The organism is Pseudarthrobacter sp., from assembly GCF_036675385.1.
Classification (GTDB): domain Bacteria; phylum Actinomycetota; class Actinomycetes; order Actinomycetales; family Micrococcaceae; genus Arthrobacter.
Map to the genome: position 1 here is coordinate 70,596 of NZ_JAKFFD010000148.1, position 13,725 is coordinate 84,320.

Genomic DNA, 13,725 nt, shown 5'->3' on the forward strand with positions numbered 1-13,725 from the left:
TCCCCCTAGCCCCAGGAGCTTCGCCCGCATGACCACTGAACGTTCCACCACGCCCGCGCCGCACGAGCGGAAAGTGGTCCTGTACCGCAACGGTTCGGTCTACACAGCAGCAGACCCCTTTGCCACCGCCATGCTCGTTGACGGCGACACGGTTGCCTGGGTCGGCTCCGAGCAGGCGGCATCCTCCATCGCCGACAGCTCCATGGAGATCATCGACCTCCATGGAGCCCTCGTAGCGCCGGGGTTTGTTGACTCCCACGTCCACCTCACGGAAACCGGCATCGCACTGGGGTCCCTCCAGCTGGGCGGGATCCGTTCCGCCCGGCAATTACTCGATGCCGTGGCCGCAGCCAAAGGCGACGGCCCCCTGCTGGGTCATGGCTGGGATGAATCCACGTGGGAGGACCCGTCCCTGCCGGCGCCCGAGGAGCTTGAGCAGGCGGCCGGTGGCAGGCCGGTGTTCCTCGCCAGGGTGGATGCGCATTCGGCGTTGGTCTCTTCCTCCTTGGCTGCCGCCGCCGGGCTTGGCGGGCTGGACGGCTACAGCGCGGGTGCACAAGTGAAGCGGGCCGCCCATACAGCGGCCCGCCAGGAAGCACGGCGGCTACCGGAGGCCAGCCTCCTGGCCTACCAGCGGCGCGCCCTGATCGAAGCGGCCGAAAACGGTTATGTGGCACTGGCGGAGATGGCCGCGCCGCATATCGGTGGAGTTTCCGACCTTCGCCTTGCCGCCGCGTGGAACACGGCGGCCGGAGAGGCCATGCCGGAAATCCTGCCGTACTGGGGCGAACTGGCCACCTCCGAGGAGCAGGCCCGGGCGCTGCTGGACGAACTGGGCGTATCCGTGCGCGGCCTGGCAGGCGACCTGAACATTGACGGTTCCCTCGGCTCCAGAACAGCGGCACTGAGGGCCGGCTACAGCGACGCGGCGGGGGAGCGGGGCAGCCTCTACCTCTCGGCAGAGCAGGCCGGCGCCCACCTGGCGGCCTGCTCGCTGCTGGGCATCCAGGGCGGCTTCCACGTCATCGGCGACGCGGGACTTGATGCCGCGCTGGAGGCACTGGAACTCGCGGCCGCCGAAGTGGGCGAGCAACGGATCCGTGCCGCCGGCCACCGCTTCGAACATGTGGAAGTCGCAGACCCCAAATCAGTGCAACAGCTGGCCCGCTACTCCGTCACCGTCAGCGCCCAGCCACGCTTCGACGCTGACTGGGGGGACGAAGGCGGCATGTATGAGCAGCGCCTGGGGAGCCGGAGCCGCTCCATGAACCCGTTTGCCTCGTTCTATGCTGCCGGTGTTCCCATCTGCTTCGGCAGCGACAGCCCGGTGACACCACTGCGCCCGTGGTCCAGCGTGCGTGCCTGCCTGGAACACCACAACCACGCTGAACGGATCTCGGCCCGCGCAGCGTTCCTCGGCCACACCCGCGCGGGGTGGCGGGCAGCAAAGTACCACAACCCGATGGCCGGGCAACTGGTTCCCGGCGCACCCGCCAGTTTCGCTGTTTGGGATGTTGAGGAGCTCATGGTCCAGGTGGCGGACGGCCGCGTCCAGTCCTGGAGTACGGATCCGCGTGCCCGCACGCCCCTTCTCCCGGCACTTGATACCGGCGTGGACCCGGTGTGCCTGCAGACCGTGAAGGACGGCGTGGAGCTGCATTCGAGTCCGGCACTGCGCTCCTGACCGGACACACTGGCCAGCGCCCCCAAAAAGCGCCCTATAATAGGTAGTTGCGCCTGACCGCCAGCCACTCCGCTACGGTTCAGCCGCTCCGACCGCTCCCGTCCAGGAAGGCCCTTTGTGCGCGTCCTCACCATCATTCCTACTTATAACGAGCTGGAATCGCTGCCCAAGACTCTTCAACGCCTCCGCGCAGCCGTACCGGCCTCGGACGTACTGGTGGTGGACGACAACAGCCCGGACGGCACCGGTCAGCTTGCGGACGGCTTTGCCGCCGAGGATGCACAGGTTCACGTCCTGCACCGCAAAGGCAAGGCTGGCCTGGGAGCCGCCTACATTGCCGGGTTCAAATGGGGACTCGAGGCAGGCTACGACGTCCTGGTGGAAATGGATGCGGACGGCTCACACCAGCCCGAACAGCTTCCCCAGCTGCTGGAAGCCGTTGAACAGGGCGCGGACCTTGCCATGGGATCCCGCTGGGTTCCCGGTGGCAGCGTGGTCAACTGGCCGCTGTACCGGCAGGCGATTTCACGCACTGGCAGCACGTACGCCCGGCTGATGCTGGGCCTGAAGATCAAGGACGTCACCGGCGGCTACCGCGCCTTCCGGCGGACCACGCTGGAAAAACTGAACCTCGACCTTGTCGATTCAGTGGGCTACGGCTTCCAGGTTGACTTGGCGTGGCGTGTAGCCAAGCTGGGCCTCAGGATCGAGGAACGCCCCATTACGTTCGTGGAGCGCGAGCTCGGAGCGTCAAAGATGAGCGGCAACATTGTTGTTGAGGCCATGGTCAACGTCACCAGGTGGGGCCTGCAGGCACGCTGGAACAAGCTCACAGGCAAGAAGGATCCGGCACAGGGCTGACCTGCAACGCCGTTAGGACAAAAGATAAGGGCCGGGCCGGCAACGTGATCACGTTGCCGGCCCGGCCCTTTCTTAAACGTTCAGATCGCGTCAATCGGTGACGCTATGACCTCGGTGGGAGGCCGTGACCGCCGCTGGGGTCAGGCGCTGCGCCGTTCGCCACGGCGTTCGCGCAGGATGGTCAGCCGGTCCTCGAGGATCTGCTCCAGCTCCGGAAGGGAACGGCGCTCCAGGAGCATGTCCCAGTGCGTACGGACAGCCTTTTCGTTGCTGGTGTCCGGACGTTCGCCATCAACGAGGAGCGCTTCCTTGCCGGTCTTGGAAACCCACACAGGAGGAATTTCAGCCTCTGAAGAGAACGTTACGAAGACCTGCTCGCCGTCCTCGCACCGGTATTCGACGCGCTGGCGCGGGGCCGGCTCAACGCCGGACTCGGTCTCCATGCTCTGCGCGCCAAGGCGCATACCCCGCAGGCTGCGATCGCTCATGTTTTCTCCCTCTGGTCGGTTCGCGGAGCAGGACTCCACGCAAGCCGGAACGGCATAACCGCCCCGGACTACTGTGTGCACTGTGCTGCATCATAAGATTCAACGCATTGCGAAGCTTTCTTGTTCCAGCGGATCTGGTCCGACCGGACAAATACTCAATTATACCGGCGTGGGGCCTAGCCGCAAAACGGGAGGGGACCCGCGACCAAGCGCGAATCCCCTCCCGCCCCGTATGGGGCAAATCCGTGTCAGGACCCAGGCTGTTTAGCGGGTTCCTCGTCGAACAGCCCGCCGCCGGCGGTCTGATCAGGATTGGTACCGCCGAGCGCCTGGCCGATGCCCTTGAGTGCCTCGCCAATTTCGCTGGGAATGATCCACAGCTTGTTTGATGATCCCTCTGCGATTTTCGGAAGCGTCTGCAGGTACTGGTAGGCCAGGAGCTTCTGGTCGGGGTTGCCCTTGTGGATGGCGTCAAAGACCTTCTGGATGGCCTGTGCCTCACCGTCAGCGCGGAGGATGGCCGCCTTGGCGTCGCCCTCAGCCGCAAGGATCGATGCTTGCCGCTGGCCCTCGGCCGTCAGGATGGCGGACTGCTTGGTGCCTTCGGCCGTGAGGATCGCAGCGCGGCGGTCTCGCTCGGCCCGCATCTGCTTCTCCATCGAGTCCTGGATCGAGTGGGGCGGGTCAATGGCCTTGAGCTCCACGCGCGAGACCCGGATGCCCCAGCGGCCGGTTGCCTCGTCCAAGACACCGCGCAGCTGGCCGTTGATCTGGTCGCGGGATGTGAGCGCCTCTTCCAGGTTCAGGCCGCCCACAACGTTACGCAGGGTGGTAGTGGTGAGCTGCTCCACGGCCTGGATGTAATTGGCAATCTCATAGGTGGCTGCGCGCGGATCAGTGACCTGGAAGTACACCACAGTGTCGATGGACACCACCAGGTTGTCTTCGGTGATGACCGGCTGCGGTGGAAAGGACACCACCTGCTCCCTCAGATCAAGGAGCGGCAGGAGCCGGTCCACAAACGGGATCAGGATGGTGAGTCCCGGGTTAAGGGTCCGCTGGTACTTGCCGAGCCGTTCAACGACGCCGGCCCTCGCCTGCGGGATAATCCGCACCGAGCGGACCAAGACAATGATCACGAACACGATCAGGACCACCAGCACAATGGCCAGGGCGGCTCCTCCTGCGTTATCCATACGACTCCTATTCCCCAATTGTTAGGCTGTACTCAGGACTAAGTGGCCTGCTCCGGCTGGGCGGAAACAACAGCCGTGGCCCCGTCGATGGCGGAGACCACTGCCTTCTGGCCGGCAGGCAGGACGCCGCCGGAGGACCGGGCGCTCCAGACATCGCCCCCGATCTTGACGAGGCCGCCGGTGGAGCTGACTGCTTCCATCACCAGGGCCTGCTCGCCAATGAGCCGGTCAATGTTGGTGCGCTGGTCGGCGGGTCCCTTTTTCAGGTGGCTTAGTGCCACCGGGCGGACAAAGGCGATCATCAGCAGTGAGACGACGCAGAACACCACAATCTGCAGCCACAGGTCAGCGCCGGCAAAATCTGCGACGAGCGCGGCAACTGTTCCGCCGCCGAGCATAATGAAGAACAGGTCAAGGGTGATCATTTCGATCACTGCGAATGCGAGGAAGGCGGTGAGCCACAGGGCCCACCAGTTTTCGCCGAGCCATTCAAACATTCCGTCCCCCTTGACCATCCGGTAGCTGTCTATTTATCCTAGTCCGCCGGAAAGCAGGACGGCAGGTTGCGTGAAGGGCAGCGGTTGAACGTGGCCAAGTCGTTACGGTGCGGACCGCGCCGGACGGAAGACCGTGATCCGGAATCGTGCCTCCACCTGGGTTGACTCCCCGCCGCTCCCGATTTTGGCCGCAATGGCCGTGCGGTCCAGGTGGTGCCCGGCCGGACCCATGAAGGCCAGGTCAGCCAGCTCACCGGGCGTTAGCATCATCAGGATATCCAGGTCCCGGGTGGACTCGGCGGCGAAGTGCGGCGAGAGGGAATCTGCCAGCCGCGCGTCCTTGTCATCCTCGATGGACAGCATCCCGGCCTGGGCGGCAACGGCGGCCAGGTGTCCGGCGCGCGGCGTCACCACCACCAGCCTTCCGCCGGGGCGGAGCACCCTGGCGAATTCGGCGGCGTTGCGGGGAGCAAAGATCACCGTGATGGCGTCGACGGCGGCGTCGGCCACCGGGAGCGGCTGCCACACATCGCAGGCAAGGCTGACGGCCTCGGGGTTGAGGCGCGCGGCGCGGCGGAGCGCGAACTTGGAGATGTCGAGCGCGACGGCGGCGCAACTGGCGGTGCGCCGCTGCACCTCATCCAGCACCACCCTGAGATAGTGGCCGGTCCCCGTACCCGAATCGAGGACCGTGAACGGTTCGCCTGGGGTTATCCCGGGCACGACGGCGGCCGCGACGGCGTCTGCCAGGGGGCGGTAATGCCCGCCGTCGAGGAAAGCGAACCGGGCCGCCACCATCTCTGCGGTGTCGGCTTCAAAGACTGTCCCCTTGCCCACCAGCAGGTTGAAATAGCCCTGTTTCGCCGCGTCGAAGCCGTGCCCGGATCCGCAGACCAGGGCCTTGCGGGCCGCGTCACCCGGCCCGACCCGGACATTCAGTGCGGCGCCGCACACGGGGCAGCGCAGCGGAGGGCGAGGGCTTGATGGCATACGGACCATCTTAGGGCGGGGAGCGGGCCGGCGCGGAGCCCGCGCGAGTGGCCCGGCCGCATGTTCGCGTGGGGGAAAGCCGCACGTTAGGCTCACGTGGGTGAAGCCAGAACACCTCCCGCTGCTCAATTCCGTCTCCGCGCCGGCCGTTCACCCGGACGGCAGCCGCGCTGTTGTGTCGGTGACCAGGCCGGATTTCACTGCTGATTCCTACGTGGGCCAGCTGTGGAACATCCCGTTGAACCAGGAGCAGCTGCCGCGGCGAATAACCAGGGGCTTCCGGGACACCGTCCCTGCCTTCTCTCCTGATGGGCTGGTCCTCGCCTTCCTCCGGACGGGCGGACCGTCGTCGAAAGCGCAGCTCGTCGTGGTGGAGGCCGGCGGCGGTGAACCCCAGGTCATTACCGACAGGCTGCTCGGAGTGGAATCCTTCGCCTGGTCTCCTGATTCGCGCCGGATAGTCTTCAGCTCCCGCGAGCCCGAGACCGGACGGTACGGCAGCAGCGAAGCGATCACCGCGGAGGCGGAGGCCCCCCGGCTGATCTCCTCCTACCAGTACAGGCTGAACAGCGTTGGCTACACGCGCGACAAGCCGCAGCAGCTGTTCATCGTGGACGTCCCGGAACTCGGCGGCGAACCGCTGGCACCGCCTGCGGCTCCGTCGCTGCCGGAAGCCCGGCAGCTGACGTCGCTCGCCACGGACGCCAGCTCCGGAGTTTTCAGTGCAGACGGATCAGTCGTCTACTTTGTGGCAGCACCGCCGGAGAACGATGACGACTTGGCCACCTCGATCTACAGGGTGCCGGTCACCGGTGGCGACCCCCTCCTGGTGGATAAGGGAGTAGCCGCACCTCAAACCGTCTCGGAGGTCCGGCAGTCCCGGGACGGCAAGTGGCTGTTCTACATTGCCCGGGACCTGGGCGGCTCGGGCCGGGACTTCGTGGCACGGAACGCCGTGCTGTACTGCGTAGCGGCCGACGGCGGCATGCCGGTTGCGCTGACCGACCCGGAGTCGATGGACGTTGCGGCGCCGGGTGCCCGGATTGAGCTCCGCGGCCCGGACCACGCCCTCGTCCTGAACAACGCGCAAGGCTCAGTTGAGCTCCTTGAGCTGGGGGCGGCGGGCGGGCATGCCCTGCTGGTGCACGGCGACAAGGTGGTGACGGGGGCTGCCTGGGCGGGTGGTTCGCTGCTCGTCGTATTCGGCGATCCGTCCACCCAGGGGGACGTCGCAGTACTCGACGACGGACAGCTGCGGCTGCTGACAGACTTTTCGGCCGTTCTGCGGACACAGACGGACATTGTGGTTCCACAGGAGCTGACGTTTGAGGCGCCCGATGGCTATCCCGTCCATGGCTGGCTCGTCAGGCCTGCGGGCAAGGGCCCGCACCCGGTTCTGCTGAACATCCATGGCGGGCCGTTTGCCCAGTTCACCGTTGCCCTGTTCGACGAAGCCCAGGTGTACGCGGCTGCGGGCTATGCCGTGCTGATGTGCAATCCGCGCGGCTCCGCCGGCTACGGCCGGGAACACGGGCTGGCCATCAAGGGCCGCCTTGGCACGGACGACATGGAGGATGTCCTGGCGTTCCTGGACGGGGCGCTGGCCAAATTTCCGGCGCTGGACGCGGGCCGGCTGGGCATAATGGGCGGCTCGTACGGCGGATACCTGACCGCCTGGACCATCGCGCACCACCACAGGTTCCAGGGTGCCATTGTGGAGCGTGGATTCCTGGACCCGGTCAGTTTCGAGGGCTCGGCCGACATTGGCTGGTACTTCGGCAACGAATATCTCGGCAGCTCAACGGTGGGGGTCGCCGCGCAAAGCCCGTTCGAGCACGTGGGCAACGTGCAGACCCCGACGCTGGTCATCCACAGCGAAAACGATCTCAGGTGTCCGCTGGAGCAGGGCCAGCGGTATTTCACGGCCCTGAAGCGGCAGGGTGTGGAAACCCAGCTGCTGGTGTTCCCGGGCGAGGACCATGAACTTTCCCGGTCAGGCAGGCCGCAGCACCGGCGCCAGAGATTCGAGCACATCCTGCGCTGGTGGGCCCGGTTCCTCCCGACCGACGCAAATCCGGCAGACGCACCGCCGGAGTGACGAGGTGGCGTGCTGGCGCGTCAGGGGTTCTCGGGCAGGAATCCCAGGGCCGCACGGGCCTTTCCGATCCCCGGCTCGGCCCAGTTGGCGGCGTACTCGGCGTTGGAGCTCAAGGACCTCAACTCGGCGCGGTCAACGTAGAGGGTGCCATGGAGGTGATCGGTTTCGTGCTGCACAATTCTCGCCTGCCAGCCCTCGAATTCCTGTTCCGACGCCAGGCCTCCGGGGGTGTCGAACCGGAGCAGCACCCGTTCTGGCCGTACTACCACTGCCTGCAGGCCGGTCAGTGAGAGGCACCCCTCGAAGAACGCGGCGCTTTCCGTTCCGACGGCCGTGTAGTGCGGGTTGATGATGGTGAGGAACTCCAGCGGGCTGCGGTGCCGCAGTGCAGCGGCCTCGGGGTCGACGTCGTACTGGTCCTCAAGGACTGCCAGCTGCAGCGGGATTCCGAGTTGCGGGGCGGCCAGCCCTACACCAGGGGCTTCGTGCATCACGTCGCGCATGAGGGCAATCAACTGGTCCAGCTCGCCGGCGCTGATCTGGCCGTCGAAGGACGCGGCCCGCTGGCGGAGTACGGGATTCCCGGCCTGGACGATGGGCGGCAGCGATCCCGCAGACAGGATTTCCTGCACCCGTTCCCTCAGACGCGCAGGAGTGAATGAAGTGGGCGGTGATACAGCGGTCATGCGGAAAGCCTAGCGGCGGACGCCGCCGGGCGTCGGCCGCGTCGGCTAATGTCGATGCCATGGCTGAACTGATTGCGTCCGAACCCAACGCACTGGAACTTGTCCTGGACTTCATCCGGACCCTGGAAGCCGGCGGTGACGGCGGGGCCATCGGCCGTTTCCTCGCTGCGGACTTCGTGTTGGTCGAGGCGCCGCATCTGCTCGCGGTTGAAGGCTCCACGCGGACGCGGGACCAGGCGATGGCTGGCCTCGATCAAAGCGGCGAAGTAGTGGCGGACCAGAAGTTCGAGATCCGCCGCACTACCTGCGAAGGCGGTCGGGTTGTGGTGGAGGCCGACTGGTCGGCGAGGACGCTGATGGACCTGCGGTACTGGGATGCCGGGGAGACCATCCGCGCCCGGACGTCGTCGGTCTTTGAAGTCCGGGGCGGCCTGATCATCAGCCAGGACAGTTACGACTGCTACTTCGCGAACTCCTGACCCGGCGCCCTCCGGCGCGGGTTTACTGCATGGTGAACCGGCGGGCCACCAGCCTGTTGGCCGCCGGAATGCCGGACACCGCGCTGACTGCGTGGTTCCTCAACGCCAGGAACGGCGGCGCCAGCGGGCGCCCCAGCATCATGTTCACTTCGGACTGCCATCGCGCCACCGAGGCGGCCTTACGACGCCGGGCGGAATAGGCGTGCAGGCGCTGGCCAACCGGTTTCCCCGCCAGGGCATCACAGATGATCGGCGCGAGTTCCGCCGCCTCCAGCCAGCCAAGGTTCATGCCCTGGCCGCCGATGGGGCTTATTTCATGGGCAGCATCGCCGATCAGGACCGCCCGCCCCGCGACTGATCGGCAGGCCACCGTGGAGCGCGGGCTGAAGCTGCTGAGCATACTGTTGGTGGCCGGGTCCGGCCGGAAACCCGTACGCTGGTGGACCATCCGCGCCAGTTCGATGGCGTCCGGGACTGCTGCGGGCCGGGGAATCCTCACTACCCACCGGCGGCGACCGCCCGGCAGCGGAAAGGATTCCACTATCCCTTCGGCTTCGAGGTACAGGACGGCTTCGTTCAGGTTTTCGCCGGTACCCTCGAAATCACCCATCACATAATGGTCGGGATAGGTTCGGGACGTGGCCGGGATGCCCAGCAGGCTGCGCATCAGGGACCGCGAGCCGTCGGCACCGACCAAAAGCCGTGAGGTGATCCGGGTGCCGGCACCGCCCGCGTTGGTCGCCTCAGCGACGACGGTGACCAGTCCGCCGTCGTCCGCTATTTCCGTCACCCTAGTGCCCCTGACCAACGCGGCGCCATCCAGTTCGTGTACACGCCGTTCCAGCAGGGTTTCCGTGGTGACCTGGGGGAGGGACAGGACAAACGGGAAGCACTCCGAGACGGATGCGAAGGACATTGACCCTACGGTCTTCGTGCCGCTGACTGCGATGCCGCCACGGATCTGCACGCCGGCATCAACCATGGCGCTGGCCACGGCTACCCTGTCCAGCGCCGCGAGGGCGGGGGGATGGATGCCGATGGCCCGCGAGTGAGGTTCCCGGCGGAGCCGCTGTTCAAGGATCTGGACCGCGACGCCGTCCTGAAGCAGCAGGGCAGCGAGATACAGACCCACGGGTCCGCCGCCGACGATCACCACGTCAGCCATCGGGATGCTCCGGGCGGTGCAGGAGGACCTGATGGAACGGGGAGTGGCGCGCCACCTGCCAGCCCGGGGGAGCAGCGGCGGCGAGTTCTGCCGGGGTGTAGCTGCGCCTGATCGAGGTCAGGCCGTCCGCGCGGATGAACGAGCCGCGGAAGGGGAGGGCCGCCAGGGAGAAAAGTGCGTAGGCTGCGATGTTCCGGCGGAGGTCGTTGTGCAGGGAAATCCGGCGCGCCAGGGCTTGCGAATCTGCCAGGAGCCGAGCCAGGTCTGCCGGTTGGAGGTGGTGGATGACGTGGTTCGAGATAACGACGTCGAACCGGCGGCCTTCGCGGACCAGGTCGGCACTGTCGGCCTGGCGGAACCGGACTGAGACGTGGTGGGGGCGGTGTGACGAGTAGCTGTATGCCCTGGCGTCCGGATCAATGCCGGTGACCTCGAGCAGCAGTTTGTCCCGGGCGGACCAGAGGGCGAGCTGGCGTGCCAGGTCCCCACCGCCGCATCCAATGTCGAGGAGCGTGGTTTCAGAGTCGTGGGAGAGCAGAGGGCGAAGCTCGCGGCGGTACAGCTGCCGCCAGCCGGAGAAGAGCCGGTTCACCAGTTCGAATTGCCGGTACGTGAGTTCCAGTTTGGTGGGATCACAGTCCGGCAGGTCCATCATTTCCACTGCGTCCGCAGCCCTTTGCCGCATCAGGGACACAGGTCAGACCAGTGACGAGGCTGCCTCGGGCTGCACCGCCCGTTTTCCGGTGGCTGCCTGGCGCAGTTTCGTGAAGAGCCCGGTTTCCACCGTGAGTCCGGGGCCGAACGCCATGGAGCAGATACGTTCCTCGCCCTCCACCGGCGGCTGCTCCAGGATGTGCCTGAGGACAAACAGCACGGTGGCGCTGCTCATGTTGCCGTAGTCCCGCAAAGTATCCCGTGCCGGAACGAGTTGCTCGTCGGTGAGTTCAAGGCGCGTCTGGACCTTGTCAAGGATGCTCCGGCCGCCGGGGTGGATGGCCCAATGGCGGATGTCGCGGTAGGGGAGTCCGCGCAGCGAGGGATCCCGGGCCAGCAGCGGTGCCAGGGCGCCGACGATGTGATCGTCGATGATGTGGGGGACGTAGTTGCCCAGCACCATTTCGAAGCCATGGTCGCCGATGTTCCAGGCCATGGATTCCTCGCCCACAGGCGTAAGGACGGTTTCGAAGTGGTCCAGTTGCATCAGCGCAGGTGTGTCCGGATCATTCCGGGCCGTAATGATGGCTGCCGCCGCGCCGTCGGCGAACAGCGCCGAACCCATGATGGTGTCGGGATCGTTCGAGGTCCGCACGTGCAGGGAGCACAGCTCGGCACAGACCACCAGGACAACGGCCTGCGGATCTGCTTCGCAGAACGACTTGGCGGCCCGCAGCGCCGGAAAGGCGGCATAGCAGCCCATGAATCCGAGGTGATAACGCTGGACCGCCGGGTCCAGCCCCAGCGCGCGGACGATCTTATAGTCAGGACCCGGGTTGAAGAATCCGGTGCAGGAGACGGTAATGACGTGGGTTATGTCAAGCAAGGACAGATCCGGGCAGGCGTCCACGGCAGCCCGGGCGGACTCGATGAAAAGTTTGGTGACCTCCCGGGCGAAGATCTCGTTGCGCACCTTGGTGGTGGGGTTCAGGAGCAGGCCCGTGGCGGGATCAAAAAACTGCGGCGCGTCCGAACGGAACGCCATGGTCATTTCTTCGACGGCGGTATGGCGCGTATCGATGGCGGCTGAATCGAAGCAGGTGCTCACCAGCCGCGAGCCCAGCCTGGTCAGGCCAGGCTGAGCTGCAAAAACGTCGCGGGCTTCGGTCTGGACCAGCACGGTGGGCGGAACAGCAGTTTCGAGTGAACGCACGTAGACCGTCATTGGTTCATTCTTGGCGAGCACAAGGGATTAGACAATGGCGACGTGCGGCAACATCAAACGGAAGCCCCGGAGTCGCCCGCTAAACGTCGGCCAAACGCAGGCCACTCTCCGCTCTCAGAACTGGCATGCACGGGTATTCGGAGGCCGGGAGTTGATGCCGCCTAGAGGTCGGGCTTCTGTGTTGAGCCAGGAGGAAGAAGCCGCGAACCGCGACGGAGGGTGATGCCCGCTAGTGTCGGACAGCCTGCGTGTCCGGGCAAACATGCGAATTGTGCGCTAATGGCTGGAGTGGGTGTCTCCAGTCTGAGAGGATTCTTCGATGGAGCGAGTCGAATATCAGGAGATCGCGGGCATCCTTCATGGCCTCCTCATTCGTTTAGATGACCGAATCCAGAGCGAGGATTTAGCGTTGATCTCCGAGTTCATCGACGTAGGTGAGCTTGGCCTTGCCCTCGAGCAAATGGCCGATGTCCTGTCTGAGGATGAGCAGCCATTGACGTCAGACGAGCGGGCCGACATGCTCGCCCTTGTGAGCCGGATGGGGATGGACGGCCGAGTCCCTGAGGCCCTCGCATTCTGTCCGGAGACATAGCATGATGCGACTGGGGTTCTGGCCGGAGCACGGGCCAGCCCCGGACCCTTATCGAACGTCAACGGCAGGCCCCCGCCGATCCAGATTCATTAGGCATTTCTCCTGAACCTGGGGAGCGGGTCCGGTTATGAAATCCGCCGATATGAGGAGGCCAACCTCCCCTTGGATGGTCCAGACGATCCAGAGTGGCTCGGCTGAAGGCGCGGCCCTGCTCCACCTGTTGCGGGTTAACTTGGGCGATGCTGTCGACCTTGTGGTAACTGAGACTTGGCGGGGGAGAGAATCGCAAAGCTAAATGCTTTGCCCAGGATTTTTAGCTGCTGCTACGTATTGTGCGTAGGCGGCGGCCGAGTCGGTGGCATGGCGTTCGATGGTGGTGGGGGAGTAGCCGAGGGTTTCGGCGATGATGGCGACGGGCGCGAGTTTGGTGAGTTCGTGGAGGGTTCCGAGTCGTGCGGCACGGGTGCTGAACAGCTTGCTGAGGCGTGTTGTGAGGTGTCCGGGATGGATGTGTCGTCCGGGTGAGGCTCCGCGGAATACCCAGGTGGTGTTGGGGTGTGAGGCGGTCAGGTCGTGCCTTGGGCTTGCGGCGAGTTCGCGCCATGGCTTGTCCAGTGGATCCGGCAGTGCGATCTGGATTGTCCCGAGCTGGATGGTGACCAGTTCTTCGGTGATGGTCACGTCGTTCCAGGTTAGTTGTGCGATGTTTTCGGCCTGTTGTCCGAAGACGAGGATGAGGATCGCAGCGGCCCTGTCACGTGCTTCGAGTCCGTCTTCGTGGATGACTCGTTTGAGCGCTTCGTCCTGTCCTGGTTTGGCCAGTCTCGGGCTGGTGCCCCGGCGGTGCGGAACGATGGTGAGCCCGGCTGGGGCGGCTTTGGTTTTGATGGCCCATTTGAGGAAGCGCTCAGCGATGCGCCGGGTTGTGGGCCCTTCTGCTTGCCATATGTCGAGGTGGGATTGCTGCAGCTCGGGCAGTTTGATGTCGTGGCCGGTGAGCCAGTTGAGGAGGTCGATGGCCACGGTGACTTCCTGTTTGGCGCGGAGGAAAGCGCCGCGCGTGACTTCGTCCATGTGGTTCATCCGTCGTTGGTGGTGCCAGCGGATGTA

13 protein-coding genes and 1 pseudogene are annotated in these 13,725 nt (G+C 65.4%); 5 read left to right on the forward strand and 9 right to left on the reverse strand.

What is annotated here, in order from left to right; all coding sequences use genetic code 11:
• The first annotated feature begins 28 nt into the window (after positions 1–28).
• Positions 29–1,684: an amidohydrolase gene (locus V6M49_RS11965; RefSeq protein ID WP_332761233.1), complete on the forward strand. Its 1,656-nt coding sequence runs from the start codon at positions 29–31 to the stop codon at positions 1,682–1,684.
• Positions 1,685–1,801: 117 nt separating this feature from the next.
• A complete protein-coding gene (locus V6M49_RS11970; RefSeq protein ID WP_104061495.1) occupies positions 1,802–2,545 on the forward strand; it encodes a polyprenol monophosphomannose synthase in 744 nt (247 codons plus the stop codon).
• Positions 2,546–2,685: 140 nt separating this feature from the next.
• Here V6M49_RS11970 and V6M49_RS11975 read toward each other — a convergent pair whose 3' ends face one another.
• The 4 genes from V6M49_RS11975 to V6M49_RS11990 all read right to left on the reverse strand — a co-directional run bounded on the left by V6M49_RS11975 (position 2,686) and on the right by V6M49_RS11990 (position 5,716).
• On the reverse strand, positions 2,686–3,033 hold the full coding sequence (locus tag V6M49_RS11975) for an RNA polymerase-binding protein RbpA (protein ID WP_003802221.1): 348 nt from the start codon (positions 3,031–3,033) through the stop codon (positions 2,686–2,688).
• A gap of 248 nt (positions 3,034–3,281) precedes the next feature.
• Positions 3,282–4,229, reverse strand: a complete 948-nt coding sequence (locus V6M49_RS11980; protein ID WP_141140633.1) for an SPFH domain-containing protein — start codon at positions 4,227–4,229, stop codon at positions 3,282–3,284.
• Between the two features lie 38 nt (positions 4,230–4,267).
• Positions 4,268–4,726 (reverse strand): NfeD family protein, encoded by a 459-nt coding sequence (locus V6M49_RS11985; protein WP_141140634.1) that lies wholly within the window; start codon positions 4,724–4,726, stop codon positions 4,268–4,270.
• 102 nt (positions 4,727–4,828) lie between these two features.
• Positions 4,829–5,716: a methyltransferase domain-containing protein gene (locus V6M49_RS11990; RefSeq protein ID WP_332761234.1), complete on the reverse strand. Its 888-nt coding sequence runs from the start codon at positions 5,714–5,716 to the stop codon at positions 4,829–4,831.
• A gap of 100 nt (positions 5,717–5,816) precedes the next feature.
• On the opposite strand from V6M49_RS11990, the gene V6M49_RS11995 reads away from it, so the two are divergent.
• Positions 5,817–7,814: a S9 family peptidase gene (locus V6M49_RS11995; protein ID WP_332761235.1), complete on the forward strand. Its 1,998-nt coding sequence runs from the start codon at positions 5,817–5,819 to the stop codon at positions 7,812–7,814.
• A 20-nt stretch (positions 7,815–7,834) separates the two neighbouring features.
• On the opposite strand, the gene V6M49_RS12000 is transcribed toward V6M49_RS11995, so the two are convergent.
• Positions 7,835–8,500, reverse strand: coding sequence for a peptide deformylase (locus tag V6M49_RS12000; RefSeq protein ID WP_332761236.1), 666 nt, complete (start codon positions 8,498–8,500; stop codon positions 7,835–7,837).
• 59 nt (positions 8,501–8,559) lie between these two features.
• Between V6M49_RS12000 and V6M49_RS12005 the strand changes: the two genes are divergently transcribed.
• Positions 8,560–8,979, forward strand: a complete 420-nt coding sequence (locus V6M49_RS12005; protein ID WP_210412299.1) for a nuclear transport factor 2 family protein — start codon at positions 8,560–8,562, stop codon at positions 8,977–8,979.
• Between the two features lie 22 nt (positions 8,980–9,001).
• On the opposite strand, the gene V6M49_RS12010 is transcribed toward V6M49_RS12005, so the two are convergent.
• Genes V6M49_RS12010 through V6M49_RS12020 form a run of 3 tightly spaced genes read right to left on the reverse strand, consistent with a single transcriptional unit; the run spans position 9,002 to position 12,023 of the window.
• Positions 9,002–10,144, reverse strand: a complete 1,143-nt coding sequence (locus V6M49_RS12010) for an FAD-dependent oxidoreductase (protein WP_332761237.1) — start codon at positions 10,142–10,144, stop codon at positions 9,002–9,004.
• The gene (locus V6M49_RS12015) at positions 10,137–10,796 is read right to left on the reverse strand and encodes a methyltransferase domain-containing protein (protein WP_332761243.1); all 660 of its coding nucleotides are present in this window, start codon (positions 10,794–10,796) and stop codon (positions 10,137–10,139) included. The genes V6M49_RS12010 and V6M49_RS12015 overlap by 8 nt, the downstream gene beginning before the upstream one ends.
• A 45-nt stretch (positions 10,797–10,841) precedes the next feature.
• Positions 10,842–12,023 (reverse strand): type III polyketide synthase, encoded by a 1,182-nt coding sequence (locus V6M49_RS12020; protein WP_332761238.1) that lies wholly within the window; start codon positions 12,021–12,023, stop codon positions 10,842–10,844.
• 319 nt (positions 12,024–12,342) lie between these two features.
• Here V6M49_RS12020 and V6M49_RS12025 point away from each other — a divergent pair, with 319 nt between their 5' ends.
• Positions 12,343–12,615: a MafI family immunity protein gene (locus V6M49_RS12025; protein ID WP_332761239.1), complete on the forward strand. Its 273-nt coding sequence runs from the start codon at positions 12,343–12,345 to the stop codon at positions 12,613–12,615.
• 291 nt (positions 12,616–12,906) lie between these two features.
• On the opposite strand, the pseudogene V6M49_RS12030 reads toward V6M49_RS12025, so the two are convergent.
• A pseudogene (locus tag V6M49_RS12030) lies at positions 12,907–13,725 on the reverse strand (Fis family transcriptional regulator); the annotation flags it as partial.